General features: G+C 72.0%; 16 protein-coding genes. 10 read left to right on the forward strand and 6 right to left on the reverse strand.

Features of this window, described 5'->3' with window-relative positions:
* Positions 1–138 precede the first annotated feature (138 nt).
* A complete protein-coding gene (gene pstS / locus ACZ6C1_RS20860; protein WP_469242602.1) occupies positions 139–1,212 on the forward strand; it encodes a phosphate ABC transporter substrate-binding protein PstS in 1,074 nt (357 codons plus the stop codon).
* Positions 1,213–1,272: 60 nt separating this feature from the next.
* Here pstS and arsB read toward each other — a convergent pair whose 3' ends face one another.
* Together arsB and ACZ6C1_RS20870 are read right to left on the reverse strand one after the other, a co-directional pair.
* Positions 1,273–2,346 (reverse strand): ACR3 family arsenite efflux transporter, encoded by a 1,074-nt coding sequence (gene arsB / locus ACZ6C1_RS20865; RefSeq protein ID WP_469242603.1) that lies wholly within the window; start codon positions 2,344–2,346, stop codon positions 1,273–1,275.
* The gene (locus ACZ6C1_RS20870) at positions 2,343–2,651 is read right to left on the reverse strand and encodes an ArsR/SmtB family transcription factor (protein ID WP_469242604.1); all 309 of its coding nucleotides are present in this window, start codon (positions 2,649–2,651) and stop codon (positions 2,343–2,345) included. The genes arsB and ACZ6C1_RS20870 overlap by 4 nt, the downstream gene beginning before the upstream one ends.
* 101 nt (positions 2,652–2,752) lie before the next feature.
* On the opposite strand from ACZ6C1_RS20870, the gene ACZ6C1_RS20875 reads away from it, so the two are divergent.
* The 4 genes from ACZ6C1_RS20875 to ACZ6C1_RS20890 all read left to right on the forward strand — a co-directional run bounded on the left by ACZ6C1_RS20875 (position 2,753) and on the right by ACZ6C1_RS20890 (position 6,694).
* Positions 2,753–3,166, forward strand: a complete 414-nt coding sequence (locus ACZ6C1_RS20875; protein ID WP_469242605.1) for an arsenate reductase ArsC — start codon at positions 2,753–2,755, stop codon at positions 3,164–3,166.
* A gap of 389 nt (positions 3,167–3,555) precedes the next feature.
* Positions 3,556–3,909 (forward strand): hypothetical protein, encoded by a 354-nt coding sequence (locus tag ACZ6C1_RS20880; RefSeq protein ID WP_469242606.1) that lies wholly within the window; start codon positions 3,556–3,558, stop codon positions 3,907–3,909.
* Positions 3,910–4,301: 392 nt separating this feature from the next.
* Positions 4,302–5,405 carry a PLP-dependent cysteine synthase family protein gene (locus ACZ6C1_RS20885; RefSeq protein WP_469242607.1) on the forward strand — a complete coding sequence of 368 codons (1,104 nt, stop codon included), beginning with the start codon at positions 4,302–4,304 and terminating at the stop codon, positions 5,403–5,405.
* Between the two features lie 53 nt (positions 5,406–5,458).
* On the forward strand, positions 5,459–6,694 hold the full coding sequence (locus ACZ6C1_RS20890) for an MFS transporter (protein ID WP_469242648.1): 1,236 nt from the start codon (positions 5,459–5,461) through the stop codon (positions 6,692–6,694).
* Between the two features lie 26 nt (positions 6,695–6,720).
* Here ACZ6C1_RS20890 and ACZ6C1_RS20895 read toward each other — a convergent pair whose 3' ends face one another.
* Positions 6,721–6,990 (reverse strand): hypothetical protein, encoded by a 270-nt coding sequence (locus ACZ6C1_RS20895; protein WP_469242608.1) that lies wholly within the window; start codon positions 6,988–6,990, stop codon positions 6,721–6,723.
* A gap of 201 nt (positions 6,991–7,191) precedes the next feature.
* On the opposite strand from ACZ6C1_RS20895, the gene ACZ6C1_RS20900 reads away from it, so the two are divergent.
* Positions 7,192–8,076, forward strand: coding sequence for an ATP-grasp domain-containing protein (locus ACZ6C1_RS20900; RefSeq protein ID WP_469242609.1), 885 nt, complete (start codon positions 7,192–7,194; stop codon positions 8,074–8,076).
* Between the two features lie 69 nt (positions 8,077–8,145).
* Here ACZ6C1_RS20900 and ACZ6C1_RS20905 read toward each other — a convergent pair whose 3' ends face one another.
* The 3 genes from ACZ6C1_RS20905 to ACZ6C1_RS20915 form a co-directional block, all read right to left on the reverse strand.
* Positions 8,146–8,757 carry a S1 RNA-binding domain-containing protein gene (locus ACZ6C1_RS20905; protein ID WP_469242610.1) on the reverse strand — a complete coding sequence of 204 codons (612 nt, stop codon included), beginning with the start codon at positions 8,755–8,757 and terminating at the stop codon, positions 8,146–8,148.
* A 25-nt stretch (positions 8,758–8,782) separates the two neighbouring features.
* On the reverse strand, positions 8,783–9,148 hold the full coding sequence (locus ACZ6C1_RS20910) for an MmcQ/YjbR family DNA-binding protein (RefSeq protein ID WP_469242611.1): 366 nt from the start codon (positions 9,146–9,148) through the stop codon (positions 8,783–8,785).
* 114 nt (positions 9,149–9,262) lie between these two features.
* Entirely contained in the window at positions 9,263–10,261 is a 999-nt protein-coding gene (locus ACZ6C1_RS20915) for an NAD(P)-dependent alcohol dehydrogenase (protein ID WP_469242612.1), read from the reverse strand.
* A gap of 263 nt (positions 10,262–10,524) precedes the next feature.
* Here ACZ6C1_RS20915 and ACZ6C1_RS20920 point away from each other — a divergent pair, with 263 nt between their 5' ends.
* The 4 genes from ACZ6C1_RS20920 (at position 10,525) to ACZ6C1_RS20935 (ending at position 16,108) form a co-directional block, all read left to right on the forward strand.
* Positions 10,525–11,829, forward strand: coding sequence for a PucR family transcriptional regulator (locus tag ACZ6C1_RS20920; protein WP_469242613.1), 1,305 nt, complete (start codon positions 10,525–10,527; stop codon positions 11,827–11,829).
* 490 nt (positions 11,830–12,319) lie between these two features.
* On the forward strand, positions 12,320–12,511 hold the full coding sequence (locus ACZ6C1_RS20925; RefSeq protein ID WP_469242614.1) for a hypothetical protein: 192 nt from the start codon (positions 12,320–12,322) through the stop codon (positions 12,509–12,511).
* Positions 12,511–14,157 (forward strand): sodium/solute symporter, encoded by a 1,647-nt coding sequence (locus ACZ6C1_RS20930; RefSeq protein WP_469242615.1) that lies wholly within the window; start codon positions 12,511–12,513, stop codon positions 14,155–14,157. The genes ACZ6C1_RS20925 and ACZ6C1_RS20930 overlap by 1 nt, the downstream gene beginning before the upstream one ends.
* A gap of 157 nt (positions 14,158–14,314) precedes the next feature.
* Positions 14,315–16,108 carry a hypothetical protein gene (locus ACZ6C1_RS20935; RefSeq protein WP_469242616.1) on the forward strand — a complete coding sequence of 598 codons (1,794 nt, stop codon included), beginning with the start codon at positions 14,315–14,317 and terminating at the stop codon, positions 16,106–16,108.
* Positions 16,109–16,396 lie beyond the last annotated feature (288 nt).

A 16,396-nucleotide genomic window follows, 5' to 3' on the forward strand; every position in this document is an offset into this window, starting at 1 on the left:
ACTCGAAGGACGGCGGATGTTCGTCGGCGCGTCACCATGGCCCCGCCCATATAGGCAAACATCAATGTTCCCGCCTTCGGAAAGGAACGACAGGTGCAGCGTCGACGGGCACATCGCGCATGTCTGCCGGGCACGAGCATGGCAGTGGTGGGAGGTGCTCTGCTTCTCTCCGCCTGCGGCACCACGGCCGTCGATGACGGTGCTCCGTCCCCCGCGCGCACGAGCAGCATCGTGTGCGCGGAGCGGGGCCAGTTGGCCGCATCCGGCTCCAGCGCGCAGCAGAACGCGATGAAGCACTGGATGCGCGCGTACCAGGAGGCCTGCCCAGGGGTGGAGATCCGTTACGTGCCCATCGGTTCCGGCGGTGGCGTCGCCCAGTTCCTGCGCGGGGCGACCGTCATCGGCGGAACGGACAGTCCGCTGAAGGCCGATGACGTGGAGCGCTCCCGGGAAGTGTGCCGGGGAGGCAGGGCCATAGACCTGCCCATGGTCGGCGGGCCCATCGCCATCGGTTACAACCTCAACGGCGTGAAGGACCTCGTCCTGGACGCCACCACGCTCGCCAAGATCTTCGACTCCGAGATCACGATGTGGAACGCGCCGGAGATCCAGCGCCTCAACCCCGGCACCGAGTTCCCCGCCACCCCCATCAGCGCGGTTCACCGCTCCGACGAATCGGGCACCACCCAGAACCTGAACGCCTACCTCGCCGGGGCCGCGCCGGAGCAGTGGCCGTACCCGAAGGGCAAGACCTGGCAGGCCAAGGGCGGTCAGTCGGCCGTCGGCTCCAATGGAGTGGCATCCCAGGTGCAGGGTGTCGACGGCGCGATCGGCTACTTCGAGCTGTCCTTCGCCAAGGCGAAAGGGATCCCCGCGGTCAGGCTCGACACGGGCGCGCCGGAACCCGTCGCGGTCTCCGCCGAGACCGCCTCGGCCGGTATCGCCTCGGCGCGGGTGAGCGGTACGGGCAAGGACTTGGCGCTCACCTTCGACTACCGGACCAGGGCGAGCGGCGCGTACCCGATCGTCCTCGTCACGTACGAGATCGTGTGCGACACCGGGAACCAGCCGGACGTGCTGCCCGCCCTGAAGTCCTTCCTGACCTACACGGCGAGCGAGGAGGGACAGAAGGATCTGTCCCGGATCCACTACGCCCCACTGCCGGACGAAGTGGCCGCCCGGGTGCGGCAGGTCGTCAGCGGCCTGTCCTGAGCGGAGGCGCGGGAGGGGGGTGGGGGCGGCCGGGTCGGGCCCACCCCCACCGCCCACCCGTTAGGCGAACTTCTTGCGCCAGGCCAGCGAGACGTACACCAGGGCCACCAGCACCGGGACCTCGATGAGCGGGCCGACGACCCCGGAGAGGGCCTGGCCGGACGTCACGCCGAAGGTGGCGATGGCGACCGCGATGGCCAGCTCGAAGTTGTTGCCGGCCGCGGTGAAGGCGAGCGTCGCGGTCCGGTCGTAGCCCAGGCCGATGGCCTTGCCGAGCAGGAACGTGCCGAACCACATGACCGCGAAGTACACCAGGAGGGGGACGGCGATCCGGGCCACGTCGAGCGGCTGCGAGGTGATCGTCTTCCCCTGGAGCGCGAAGAGGACGACGATCGTGAACAGCAGGCCGTAGAGCGCCCACGGACCGATCTTCGGCAGGAATCCCGACTCGTAGGACTCGCGGCCGAGCTTCTTCTCGCCCAGGCGGCGGGTGAGGAAGCCCGCGAGGAGCGGACCGCCCAGGAAGATGACGACGTTCAGCGCGATCTTCCACATCGAGATGTCGAGCGTCTCGCCGTCGCCGAGACCGAGCCGGCCGGGCAGCAGGTCGAGATAGAACCAGCCGAGCAGGCCGAAGGCCAGGACCTGGAACACGCTGTTGAGGGCGACGAGGACGGCGGCGGCTTCGCGGTCACCGCAGGCCAGGTCGTTCCAGATGATGACCATGGCGATGCAGCGGGCCAGTCCGACGATGATCAGGCCGGTGCGGTACTCGGGCAGGTCCGCCAGGAAGATCCAGGCGAGGGCGAACATCACCGCCGGGCCGAGGACCCAGTTGATCACGAGCGACGCGACCATGAGCTTCTTGTCGCCGGTGACGGCGTCGAGCCTGTCGTACCGGACCTTCGCCAGGACCGGGTACATCATGATCAGCAGGCCGACGGCGATGGGCAGTGAGATCCCGCCGATCTCGACCTTCGCCAGGGCGTCGTTCAGACCGGGGATCACCCGCCCGAGCCCGAGCCCGAGGGCCATGGCGAGCAGGATCCAGACGGCGAGGAAGCGGTCGAGCGTCGAAAGCTTCGCGACCACCGACGTCTCCTCGGTGGTCGCGGGCGCTTCGGTGCGGGTCACGGGCATGCCCTCTTGTTGTCGGCGGCGGTACGAGCGGTGGCGGCCAGCTCGGCGAACTGGTCGGCGAGCTGTGCGATGACGTCGGACCGCAGCTTGTAGTAGGTGAAGCGGCCGCACGGCTCGGTCTCCACGACGCCGGCCTCCCGCAGCACTCTCAGGTGGTTGGAGAGGTTCGTCTGGCGGGCACCGGTCTCCTCCACGAGGTGGGTGGTGCAGAGGGTCTCGCGGGCGAGCAGTGTGACGATCTGCAGCCTGAGCGGGTCGGCCAGGACGCGGATCAGTTCAGTGTCGACTGACGTCATCATGGGCTGATACTGTCACACATCAGTGGTGGGTGACACCACCGGGTGCTGATGTCAGCGAACCTTGATGCGCCTGCTTCGTCGTGAGACAAGAGAGACCTCCGATGGCCGAGAAGCCCTCCGTCCTGTTCGTCTGCGTCCACAACGCCGGCCGCTCCCAGATGGCCGCCGCGTGGCTGACCCACCTGGCCGGGGACCGTGTCGAGGTCCGGTCGGCCGGCTCCGCCCCCGCCGACCGGGTCAACCCGGCCGCCGTCGAGGCGATGCGTGAGGTGGGCATCGACATGTCCGCCGAGACCCCGAAGATCCTCACCGTGGACGCGGTCAAGGCGTCGGACGTCTGCATCACCATGGGGTGCGGCGACACCTGCCCGGTCTTCCCCGGCAAGCGCTACCTGGACTGGAAGCTCGACGACCCGGCCGGTCAGGGCGTCGAAGCGGTACGCCCCATCCGCGACGAGATCAAGAAGCTCGTCGAGGCCCTGATCGAGGAGATCGCCCCCGAACACACCGCGTGAGGCCGGCCCCGTCGAGCGTCCAGCCGCCGGCGAGGGGCGGCGACCAGGCTACGGAGAGGCGCACCGGCGAAGCTACTGCGCTCCTGGTCTGATGGCGGCCCGTGCCGACGACCTCCAGGCGATCGCTCCGCGCCACCCGGCGGCGGCGGGCCGCACCTCTTGGCAGCGCGCACGGGGCGCCGTGCCAGGGGCCGAGTGCCCCGGACCACGCGCCTCGCGCTGCACCCGACCATGACCCCGCCCCTCCCCCTGACACATTCGCGCCATGTCCCGGCACGGGCGGTGGGGCCGACCGGACGAGCCGTTAGGATCACGGCATGGTCACGGCCTGGTCGTCCTCCGGCACGTCGCGTACCCCCTCGTCGGTGGGGCCCTTGCGCATGCTGTGGGTGGCGCTCACGTTGTTCGCCTTCGTGTACGCCCACGGTGTGAGCGCCGAAGGCACCACCGCCCACCTCGACATGACCACGACCGTGACCGCCGCGGCCACCCTCCACGACCACACGGTCGAGGACCCGCCGGCCGATCACCACGAGGGCGAACACGCCCCGTCCCACGCGGCTCAGGAATGCGTCCCCGGCCAGCCGCAGCAATCGCCCACCCTGGAAGCACCGGGTGCCTGCGCCCTCTCCAGGGACAGCGCCCCCGAGGCGCCGCGACTCGCCCGTGTCGCCTTCAGTGACACGGCGCCGGCCGGGCGAGCCCCGAGCGCGTCAATAAGGGCCACGGTTCTGCAGATCTAGAATCCGGCGCCGCCCCACCGGCCGCCCTCGACGCCCTCCGCCCCTCGCGGCCGCGAGCCCGGGGCGACGGACTGTCGCCGCACCGACCTGCCCGCACGCCCACGACGCCCCGCCGTTTCGAAGCCATCGGCATCCGGACCCGCCGGGGCGCAACCGGCCACGCGCGCAACCGGACGGGCCAGCCACCGGATGACCCCTGCCCACAGGCCGCTTTGGACGTGTGGCTCCGGGTCGTACGACGGCAGGCGCGTCACTCGGGGCTCGACGAGACGGCGTCCGAAGCCACGGCATCCTCTGCCGGTGGCGGACGCGGGCCGGTGCACCGGCGAGCCGCGGCGTACCGCGGCCGCCGTCCCGAACGTGCCACTCACCCCACGACGAGAGCGAATCAGATGTCCTCTCCGCACAGCACCTCCGTCACCAGGTCCGGCCACGCCGCCCTGTCCGTCCTGGTCGGCAACACCCCCGTCCTGCACGTCGGCGCGCCCTTCACCCCCGAGGGGCGCGGCTTCTGGGCGAAGCTGGAAGGCTTCAACCCCGGCGGCATCAAGGACCGCCCCGCCCTGCACATGGTCGAACGCGCCCGAGCCCGAGGTGACCTGGAGCCCGGGGCCCGGATCATCGAGTCCACCAGCGGCACCCTCGGCCTCGGTCTCGCCCTGGCCGGCATGGTCCACGGCCATCCGGTCACCCTGGTCACCGACCCGGGCCTGGAGATGTCCATGACCCGGCTGCTCACCGCGTACGGCGCCCAGGTCAACGTCGTCTCCGAACCCCACCCCACCGGGGGCTGGCAGCAGGCCCGCCGCGACCGCGTCGCCCAGCTGATGCGCCGGCACCCCGGGTCCTGGTGCCCGGACCAGTACAACAACCCCGACAACACCACCGCGTACACCCCACTCGCGCTGGAACTCGCCTCCGAACTCACCCACATCGACGTGCTGGTGTGCAGCGTCGGCACCGGAGGCCACTCGGCCGGCGTCTCGCGCGTCCTGAGGCAGCTCTACCCGGACCTGACCCTCGTGGGCGTCGACACCATCGGCTCCACCATCTTCGGCCAGCCCGCGCGGACGCGGCTGATGCGCGGACTCGGATCCAGCATCTACCCCCGCAACGTCGCCTACGACAGCTTCTCCGAGGTCCACTGGGTCGCACCGGCCGAAGCGGTCTGGGCCTGCCGGCAACTCGCCGCATCCCACTACGCCACCGGCGGCTGGAGCGTCGGCGCGGTCGCCCTCGTCGCCGGCTGGCTCGCTCGCACCCTGCCCGCGGACACCCGCATCGCGGCGGTCTTCCCCGACGGCCCGCAACGCTATCTCGGCACCGTGTACGACGACGACTACTGCGCCGCCCACGGCCTCCTCGACCGCCCGCCCGCGTCCGAACCGGAGGTCCTCGGCCGGCTCGACGAGAAGGAAGTCACCCGCTGGACCCGGTGCACCGGCGTCGTCGACCCGCTCACCCTCACCGCGCCCGCGGGGGAGGCCGACCGGTGAAGCAGCACACCCTGGCGCAGGTGCGCACCTACGAGCCCAGCGTCCAGCTCTTGATGGTCAACCAGTTCACCATCAACCTCGGCTTCTACATGCTGATGCCCTACCTCGCCACGTATCTCGCCGGGCCCCTCGGGCTGGCCGGATGGCTGGTCGGCCTGATCCTCGGCGTGCGCAACTTCAGCCAGCAGGGCATGTTCCTGGTCGGTGGGACGCTCGCCGACCGGCTGGGTTACAAGCCGATGATCATCGCCGGACTGGGCCTGCGGACCGTGGGCTTCGCGACCCTCGGACTCGTCGACTCCGTGCCCGCCCTGCTCGCCGCCTCGGCCGCGACGGGCCTGGCCGGCGCCCTGTTCAACCCGGCCAGCCGCGCGTACCTCGCCGCTGACGCGGGGGAGCGGCGAGTCGAGGCGTTCGCCCTGTTCAACGTCTTCTACCAGGCGGGAATCCTGCTCGGCCCGCTGGTCGGTATGGTCCTGACCGGCGTCGGCTTCCGTGTCACCTGTCTGACGGCCGCCGCGATCTTCGCGGTGCTGAGCGTCGTGCAGATCCGGGCGCTGCCGACGCGCCGGGGCCAGGAGCAGAGCCGGCGGGAGAGCGTCCTCTCGCAGTGGCGGGGCATCCTGGCCAACCGGCCGTTCCTGCTGTTCTCACTCGCCATGACCGGCTCGTACGTGATGTCGTTCCAGGTCTACCTCGCACTGCCGTTGGAAGTCCGGCGCCTGGGCGGTGAAGGCGCCTTCGGTACGGCGGCGGTGGCCGTGCTCTTCGCGGTGTCCGGTCTGAGCACCATCCTCGGCCAGACCCGCGTGACCGCATGGTGCAAGGCCCGCATGGCACCGGCCCGCGCGCTGACCTGGGGGATACTGGTGATGGGGTTCGCCTTCGTCCCTCTGTTGGCCGCCGCGGTCGTGCCCGTACCCGACGGCGGTCCGGGGCTGTGGCTGCTCGCCGCCGTACCGTCGGCACTGTCCGCGCTGTTGCTGGCCCTGGGAACCATGATCGCCTACCCCTTCGAGATGGACACCATCGTCCGCCTGTCCGGCAACCGTCTGGTCGCCACGCACTACGGCCTCCACAACACCATCTGCGGTACCGGCATCACCCTCGGGAACCTCCTCACCGGCGCGGCACTCGACGCCGCCCGCGCCGCCGGAGTGTCCGCCCTGCCCTGGATCGCCCTGACGCTCCTCGGCCTTGCCTGCGCCGCCGCCCTGTACGGCCTGGACCGCACCGGCCGGCTCGCGCCCCGGGCACGGGCTGCCGAGCCCGACCCCGCCACCACCTGACACGCCGGCCGGCGGCCGGCGCGGGATCATGGACTGTCACCCGTCCAGTCCCAGTACGCGGGATCGGTCCCGCGCCGGCGGTAGTGGGCACGGCCGCCGGCACCGTACCGGCCTATCTCCGTGGGGAGCCGGGCCTCTTCGGCGAGTCGAGGCCCGCTCCAGCCGGTGACGTCGAGGAGGAGCCCGTCGAGGGGGCCGCCCACGAGCTCGCCATAGACACGGTCGGGGCGCGGGCCGGGGTCGGGGTCGTCGTGGTCGGCGCCATAGACCCGGCGCCGGAGGATCCTGTCGTCCATACCGATCAGCTTCACATCCGGCACTGACAAAGGGACCGGCGGCGGTGGAGGGCCGATGGCCCCGTCCCGAGGGACCGGCCCGCGAGACCGGCCGTCCCGAGCGACCGGCCCAGCCAGACCGACCGGCCCGAGAGACCGGCCGAGGGGCCGGCCGAGATCGGGCCCGGAACGGTGGACGCCGAGCCGGATAGAGTGCCGCGCATGGGGGCGACGTTCATCTTCTGCGCGGATCCGATCCGGCCACGGCACACCGACGCGCACTTCGCGGACGAAGCGCGTGCGGCCCGCGACCTGGACCATCCGGTCGCGCTGATCGACCACGACGCCCTGACCGCCGGTGACGCGACCGCTGCCGTCGCCCGGGTTCCGAAGGGCTCGGGAGCCGCCTGGTACCGCGGCTGGATGCTCACCTCCGAGCAGTACGGTGCGCTGTCCGACGCCCTGGCCGCACGCGGGGTGTCCCTGGTGACCCCGCCGGAGGACTACCGGCGGGCGCACGAGCTGCCCGGCTGGTACGGGGTGTTCGAGCCGGTCACCCCGCGCAGCGTGTGGCTCCCGGCGACCCCCGGCACGCCTCCGGCCACCTCCGGCCTCGCCGCCGCGGGCGCCGTTCTCGGCGGCGGTCCGGCGATCGTCAAGGATCATGTGAAGTCCCGCAAGCACGAGTGGTACGAGGCCTGCTTCGTACCCGACCTGGCGGATACGCGCCATCTGGCCTCCGTAGTCGCCCGTTTCGTGGAGCTGAGGGACGACGCCCTCGTCGGAGGCGTGGTGATCCGCACGTTCGAGAACTTCCGCCCCGACGTCGGCGAGGCGCGCCTGTGGTGGGTCGACGGCAGCCCGGTCCTCCTCACCGCCCACCCCGACAGCCCGGGGCTTCGTCCGGAGCCCGATCCCGCCTTCGTCCGGCCGCTGGTTGCCGCGCTGGGCTGCCGCTTCGTCACCACCGACCTCGCCCTGCGGGAGGACGGCGAGTGGCGGGTGGTGGAGGTCGGTGACGGCCAGGTCAGCGACCTCCCACGGGGAGCCGCAGCCGGGCCGCTGTTCCACCGACTGGCGGAGGCTGTTGCCGCGCCTGCGGTGTGATCGCTCACGACCGGCTGGTGGGGCGGGCCCGCTCAGGAGCATGTGCCGAGGACCGAGCCGCGGCTGCCCTCATCGGCCGGGCAGTCCGAGGCCCAGCCTGCGTCGTTGCCGGTCGATCTCCGTGACGACGACCGTGACCTCGTCACCCACCTGGAAGACATCCTCCGGAGTTTCCGCAGGGGTTGACGCGAACTCGCGCAGATGGAGCAGACCCTCCATCCCGTCGGCGACCTCGAGGAAGACACCGAACGGGATCAGCTTGGTCACCCGCCCCCGCAGAGTCCGGTCCACGGACACGCCGTCGGCGAACGCCTGGAAGGGGTCCGGCTGCGCATCCCGCAAGGAAAGCCTGGCCTCGCCGTTCCAGGTGTCGAACTGGAGGAACACGCCCGAGACACGCTGACCGACCTGAACGACATCCGCAGCCGTGTCGAAGCGCCGCCAGGACAGCTCGGGGTACGCGACGAACCCGACCCCGGGGAAGAACGGGTGGTCGGGCCCCTCGTCCAACGCCACGAACACACCGAACGGTTCGATCGCCGCGACCGTGCCCGAAAGGGTCTCACCGGGGTGAAGGGAGGAGAGGAACGCCCAGAGTTCCGGGTGCTCGCCGGCGGTCATCCGCATCCGCGTCCCGCCTCCGCCCGGGTCGATGGTGACCAGGTCCCCGGGACGAGGCACCCCGTACGCCTGACCGGGGCGGTGTTCACCGACCGCTCCCCGCGCCCGGCCGCAGGCCCGGGTGCTCCTCGGCCAGCCGGTCCGGCGCCGCCTGTCTCCAGGAGTCGACCAGGATGTCCCACAGTTCCTCCGGGCCGTCCAGCGCGGCGAGCCGCACCCGCACCCACGCCGAACTCGCCTCGTGCGGCGGTACCCAGAACTTGTCGGGCTCGGCCGCGATCAGCTCCGTCCGCTCGAGCTTCGGACAGCGCACGGCGAACGACGTCTGGTCGTCGGGGATCGTGACATACATCTTCCCGGCCACCCGGAAGGTGGGGATGTTCCAGGCCTCCTTCTCCACCGTCTCGGGAAAGGACAGGGCGATACGGCGGACGTCATCAACGTCGATCATGGTCACCACGGTAGCCAGTGCCACTGACACCCACCCCGCGCGGGCGGACACACCGGGTCGACGCCCACCACTGGTCACTGCTGCCACACCAGGACCTTTCAGGACCGCACGGCGTCACACACTGATCACGACCTTCGCGCGGGCGTGTTCCACCTCCAGGTAACGGATGGCCTCGGGCACCTCGGACAGCGCGTAGGAGCGGTCGATGACAGGGGTGATGCCACCGGACTCGGCCAACTCCCTGAGCGTCGCGAGATTCTCGCTGCTCGGTACGGCGGTGAGCACGAGCAGCCGGTGGCGGGCGAACCGGGACATGGCCTGGCCCTTCAGTAGCAGTGCCATGGGGCCGATCAGGCTGCCGCCCTCGGACACGCCACCGCCCGACAGCACGAGTGTCCCGGTCGGCGTCAGCACGCGCCGGCAGCCGGCCAGAGACCGGTTGCCCACCAGGTCGAGCACGACGTCGTACCGCTGTCCGTCCGGGTCTCCGCCCGGTCCGCCACGCCGGGTGAAGTCCTCCATGGTGTAGTCGATGACGTGATCGGCGCCGGCCGACCGGACCAGGTCCGCGTTGCGCGTACGGCAGACGCCGGTCACCTCCGCGCCGAGCACCTTCGCGATCTGTACGGCGAAGATCCCCACCCCACCGGACGCCCCGTTGATCAGAACCTTCTGACCGGGCCGCACGCGCCCGGCATCACGCAGACCCATGAGGGCGGTGTTGCCCGCCAGGGGTATCGCGGCCGCCTCCTCGAACGTCAGGTTGACGGGCTTCGGCGCCACCACCGCCTCCGCGGCGCAGACGTACTCGGCGAACGCACCCTCGGCCTCGCCGAAGACCTCGTCGCCGGGTCGGAACCGGGTCACGCCCTCCCCGACCGCTTCCACCCGGCCCGCGAAGTCCGTGCCACGGATCTTCGCTCTGGGACCGCCGAACCCGAGCGTCGGACGCGCCACGTAGGGATCCCCACGCATCAGATGCCAATCGCGCGCGTTGACGGCGGCGGCATGTACACGCACCAGCACCTCATGGCGGGCGGGTGCCGGCGTGTCGACCTCCCTGACCTCCAGGACGTCGGGGGAGCCGTACCGGTCCTGAACAACCGCCTTCATCGGCTCTCCGTCACTCTCGTGGGGCGGCGCCGGAGCATCGGCCTACCGGTCGTCACGCTAGGCGTGCGCCCGCTCCCCGGGAATCGGGGACAGCCCCTAGGTGACGGCCTGGGAACGGTCCGTTCCCGCCCCTCGCCATGCGCTGACCAACTGCTTAGCATGGTGGTCCGCCGCGGGAAGGGACGCTCCGACCGCATGGATGCCGATGCCGCTGTCCGGCGATCGCGTGGTGTTCCCGCACGTCCCGTCCATCTGGAGGGTCCATGCACACCAGTTCCGTCCCTGGCGGCCTACGCCAGGGTGCCCGCACCGTCCACCGCCGCGACGAGCTCTCTCCGCAGCAGGCCTACCCGGTACAGGCCGCCGAAGCGCCCCCGCTGGAGGTCTTCCGCCGGGCCTGCCGGCGCCTCCTGGGCAGGAGCCCCGACCTCGCCGACACGGTCGTGGAACAGATCCGTACCGAGGTGTCGTACTACGCCGACCCCGTCCTCGCACCGTCCGACCTGCGACCCACCGTGCGCACGGGCATCCGGTACGGGCTGGAGGCCGGCGTGCATCCCGCCGCCGTCATGGACGTCGAGCGGTACACCAGAGAGCTCGGCATCAGACGTGCCGAGCAGGGGTGCCCTCTCGACGAGGTGCTGCACGCGTACCGGGTGGCCGGCGCCGCGGTCTGGAGCGCGATCATCGGGGTCGTGGAGCGGGACGGGCCCGGCGAACTGCGCCACCTGGTGCACGTGGCCGAGCTGGTGTGGAAACACAACGACCGCGACGCCGTCCTGGTCGCGGACGCCTACCGGCAGGTCGCCAACGGCCTCGCCAGCCGGGACACGGAACGCGTCCGCCTGGTACTCGCCGCCCTGCTGGAGAACGGCGGCGACCCGTGCTCCACCCGGGACGCGGCATCGATCCTCGACCTGCCACCGGACGGACGGTTCGCGGTGGCGGTCGTCCGCGCCGAAGCACCCTACGGCCGACTACCGCGGACCGAACCCGAGATCCCCGGCATCCGGCTCCTGCGGCATACGCAGGGACAGCGCCACGTCCTCGTCGCCCACCTCCGCGACCTGCCCCTGGACGCGCTGGCCGACGGACTGGACGCCGGGCCCGGGCTCCGTATCGGAATCAGCCCGGTCGTGCGCGGCCTGGACCGCCTGCCCCGGGCACGGGACATGGCCGCGCTCGCGCTGCGCACCTGCCGGACGGACGGCGAGATCGCGCGGCTCGACTCCCGCCTGCCCGACGGCCTTCTGGTCTCCCGGCCGGACCTGTCCACCGAACTGGCCCGACAAGTGCTCCGCCCCCTGCACGCACTCCAGCCGGCCGACCGCCAGACCCTGTTCGACACCCTCACCCTCTGGGTCGAGAGCGGCGGATCGGCGGCCCAGGCGGCCCGGCGCATGCTCTGTCACCGCAACACCGTGCTCAACCGGCTGCGCCGCTGCGAGCAGATCACCGGCCTGGACCTGACCCGTCCCCGTGACGTGATGCGGCTCGTCCTGGCACTCGACGCGGAGCGACTGCTGGGGCCCACCACCGCCTTCGGGACGGACACCGATCCGGTCTGAATGGGCAGCGGCACAGCCGGGGACCACGCGCGTTGGGAGCGGACAACAGCACGGGTGAGGCCCATCGACTGCCTCGGCCGTACGTGCTCTGGTGAGCCCGCGACGGCCCAGAGCCGCCCGCGACCAGGCCCGCCAGGAGACCGCCATGCCGCCTCAACACGTCCCGGGACCCCCGCACGTCCCCGGATCCCCGCAAACCCCGGGAACCCCGGGAACACAGCGAGTCCCGTACCCGCCCCGAACCCCGTACACCCCTGGAACCCCGTACCCACCCCGAGCCCCGTACGCCCCCCGAGCCCCGTACCCACCCCAAGCCCCGTACGACCCCCACACCCCCCGAACCCCCCACACCCCCGAGAACCCACACGAGCACGTGCCCAGAATCCCGCACGTCCAGCATCCCCTTCCCCTTCCTCTTCCCCATCCGCCTCACCACCATCACGGACCACCCCGGAGCCACCCAGGCCGGTCATTCGCCCTCATCAACGCCGTGACCTGGGCCGTGCATCTGCTCCTCGCCTGCTCCGCCCCCGGCTTCCTGGCCACCCGGGTCCGGGGAGAGATCACCCTCGGCACCCTCGCGCTCCTGCTCCAGGCGGCCCTGCTGCTGTGGTCGGCAGCGCGCTACGACCGTCTCGCCGGGCGTGGCTCCCACGACGAGCAGGAGGGGGAGGAGCACTGATGCAACCACTGACGCGATCTCAGACGCTGCTCGCCGCGACCGACATCCTGGAGACCGACATCCTGGAGACGGACACACGTGCCGCGGTGCTCACCGGCTTCCTCACCTTCATCGTTCCCATCCTCTTCATCTGCGTCCTCAGCAGCCCCGAGAAGGACCGGGTCCACGACTTCTACACAGCCGGTCGCGACATCACTCCCCTCCGACGGACCCTCGTCCTGTCCGGTATCTGCCTGTCCGCGGCCACGGTCCTCGGCACCACGGGCAATGTGGCGCTCGTCGGCTACGACGGGCTCTTCATCGCCCTGAGCACGGTCCTCTCCCTCGGCGTACTCCTCCTGCTCGCGGCCCCGTTGCGCGAACGCGGCGGCTGCACACTCGGCGACACCTTCGCACTGCGGACACCGGGACCGGCGGTGCGGATCGCGGTCGCCGTGGTGACGCTGAGCGCCTGTGTGCCGTACCTGGTCGTACAGCTCGCCGGTGCCGGAGCGACCACCGTCATGCTGCTGGGGCTGTCGGGCCCCGGAGCGGAACAGGCCGCGATCGTCATGATCGGCGCGCTCGTCGTCTGTGCCACGGCGTTCGGCGGGATGCGCGGCACCGTCACCCTCCAGATCATCAAGACGGTCGTCCTCATCGCCATGGCCCTGATCCTGACGGCCGTCGTGTTCCAACGGTTCGGCTGGAGTCCCAACTCCCTCATCCACGGCGCCGCACAGGGCAGCGGCCGTCCCGACGCCTACCTGCGCCCCGGCCTCCTGTTCGGCGCCGGCGCCGGCCCTGATGCCGGGCCGGAGGCCACCCTCGACTTCGTCGGCCTGATGCTCACCGTCGTGCTGGGCGTGGCCTGCATGCCGCACGTCGCCATGCAGCTCAACACCGCCCCCGACGCGGACGCCGCGCGGCGTACGGTACGGCACACCACCTTCGTCGTCGCTGCGTTCTGCCTCGCCACGGCGGTACTGGGCTTCGGTGCCGCCGCGGTGATCGGAGCCCCGGCGATCGCGGCCGCCGACCCGGGCGGTCAGGGCGCCCTGTTGATGCTCACCGGCGATCTGGCGGGCGGCGCGTCCGCCGGCACGGGCGGGACGATGCTCGTCGTCCTGGTCTCGTCGGCGGTGTTCCTCACCACCCTGGCCGTCGTCGCGAGCATCACCCTGGCCGCCGCGGGCGCCATCGCGCACGACCTGTACACGCACGTCCCGGGCCGCAGACGTCGAACCGAGGGTCGTGAAGTGGCCGCCGCCCGCTGGGCCTCCGCCTTCGCGGGCGCCCTGAGCATCGTGCTCGCGGTCCTGGTGCAGGGATGGAACGTCGGGTTCCTGTCGGTCTTCGGCCTGGCGGTGGCGGCCTCCTGCCTGCTGCCGGCCCTCCTCTACACCCTGTTCTGGAGCGGCTTCACACGAAGGGGACTGCTGTGGACGCTGTACGGCGGACTCGGCTGCGCCATCGGGCTCCAGGTCTGCAGCCCGGTGTTCTCCGGCAGCCCGGCGGCGCTCCTCCCGGACTGGCACCTCGACTGGTTCCCCCTTCAGACGGTCGCCCTGGTATCCATACCCACCGGCTTCGTGGCGGGCTTCCTCGGCAGCGTCCTCGACCGGCACGGGTCCGTCGTACCGGCCGCGGAACACGCCGACGCCTGACGGCCCTGGCATGGTCTGGCCCGCTGGGCCGGGCCGGCCCGGCGGCCGCCGTTGTCAGTGCTCGAGTCGCTCCGCCACCGTGTCCTGGACCAGCGCAGCCGGCGGCGGAGGAGGGCGGCCGCCGAGGAGGGGACACCTCTGTCGTAGGGTCACGTCCGTGCTGGAGGGGATCGACGACATCGACTGGGCGGCGCTCGACCACGCGTACGGGCCGGCGGACGACGTACCGGCCCTGTTGCGTGCGGCCGGCTCCGTGGACGCGCGGGTGCGTGACGAGGCGTTGGAGGAGCTGTTCTCCTCGCTCTGCCACCAGGGGTCGGTCTACTCGGCGACAGCCGCTGCCGTGCCGTTCGTCGCGCGGCTCGCCCTGAAGGGGCCCGGCGACCGGCTGAGGCTGTTGTGGCTGCTGCACGCGGCGGCCGACGGGACGGGCCGCGAGTACCGGGACGTGCGCCGGGCGGTGGCCGGGGCGCTCCCGGAGCTGCTCGGCCTTGCGGCGGACGAGGACCCCTCCGTACGGCGCACGATGGTGTGGATCGTCGCCGCCGGTGAGGAGAGGTCCCTCCCGCTGCTCCCACTGCTGCGGGCACGACTGGAGGAGGAGGACGACGCGGGTGTACGGGGCGACCTCGTCACCGCGCTCGGTCTGCTCGACGTCTCACCGGCCACCAGCACGGCACGCAACCGGGCCCTGCTGTCCGCGCCCGAGCCGCAGGTACGCAGGGCGGCGGTGACGGACCTGTTGCGTACGGCGCCGCTGCCGCTGCCCGCCGCTCTGGTGGAATCGGCACTCGACGCCCACGAGGCCGCGCCTGCCGATGACGAGACGTACCATCCGTGGCCCGATTCCTACCGGCCGCTCATGGACCGCGTGATGGACGACCCCGACGCGGCGCTGCGGGCGGTGGAGCGGGGCGTTCCGCTGGCCTGGGAGCTCACCGAGGTGTGGCGGGACCGGGAGAGGGACGTCCTGCCGTGGCTCGCCGCGTCCGCCGGGACCGTGGAGGAACTGTGCCAAGTGGCGAGGGTGGGAGCCGCGTTGGAGGGCGGTGAGCGCGCGCCGTGGCTGGAGCCCCTCCTGAGGTCCGAGGACCCTGCCGTACGGGTGGCGGCGACGCACACCGCGGTGCGGCTGCGGGTGCCCGGCGCGATCGGCCTCGTCCTGCGTCTGATGGACGAACTGCCCGAGCAGACAGCGACGCTTCAGCTCACGCCCGTCACCGCCGCGGGCAGGGTCGTGCCGGCGGCGGTGGAGGTGTTCGGCACGGCGGCCGAGCCGGTGGCGCGGCGGGTCGCGGACTCGCCGCGTGCCGAGTGGCTGGACGCGCTGACGCACTTCCCGGCGCTCGCGGTCGGCTCCGTGGACGCCCTGGTCCGTCTGCTGCCCGCCTCCGCGGGGGCGCTGGGCGCACTGGGCCCGGCGGCCGGCCCGGCGGCGGCGCGCGCCCTGCGAGCCGGGGCCGAGGCCGGCGACCTGGCCGCGGCGATCGCCCTGGCCCGCGTCACGGGAGACGCGGGGCCGGCGGTGGACGTGGTGCGGGCCCTCACGGACGACCTGGCGCGACGCACGGCGGCCGTTCGGGTGGCGGGTGAACTCGGCGCGCCGGCAGCCGCGTTGCTGCCCCTCGTGGAGGAGCGGCTGCGAGCGCCCGACCGGGAGAGCCGGGCGGACGCGGCCGCCGCCATCTGGCGTGCCACGGGCCGCACGCACGACACGGCACCCGTGGTCGCGGACCAGCTCGCCCGCTGCGGCGAGCTGCACCAGCCGCATCTGGGCGCGCTGCGCACCCTGACGGCGATGCGCCTGCTCCCCGAGGCGGCCCGTCCCGCCGTTCGGCACATCGCTGCCTCCCCCCGTCGCGTCGTCTCCGGCTTCCCCTGCGACGGATCGCCGCACCCGGACATCGAGGCGCGACGGCTGGCACGCGGCCTGCTGGCCCTGACCGGGTGACCGGCTGACCGGCTGACCGGCTGACCGCGTTCCTGCGTCACCGGCCGGGCCGCTGACGGCGTTGCCGCGGTGAGAGCCGGAGGCCGTCCCGGCAGCCGAAGGGCCGGCGCCCCCGTACGGCGTCTCTCGTACCCCCGGTACCGGCGTCCCGCCCGTACCGGGTCCCGCCCGTAACCGGTGCCCCCTCGTACCGGTGTGCCCCTCGTATCGGCGCCCCCCGTACCGGCTCTCTCGTATCCCCGTACCGGCGCCCCGCCCGTAACAGGCCGCTCGCTCCAGTCGGCGGCC

Source organism: Streptomyces sp. NPDC041796 (assembly GCF_055590785.1).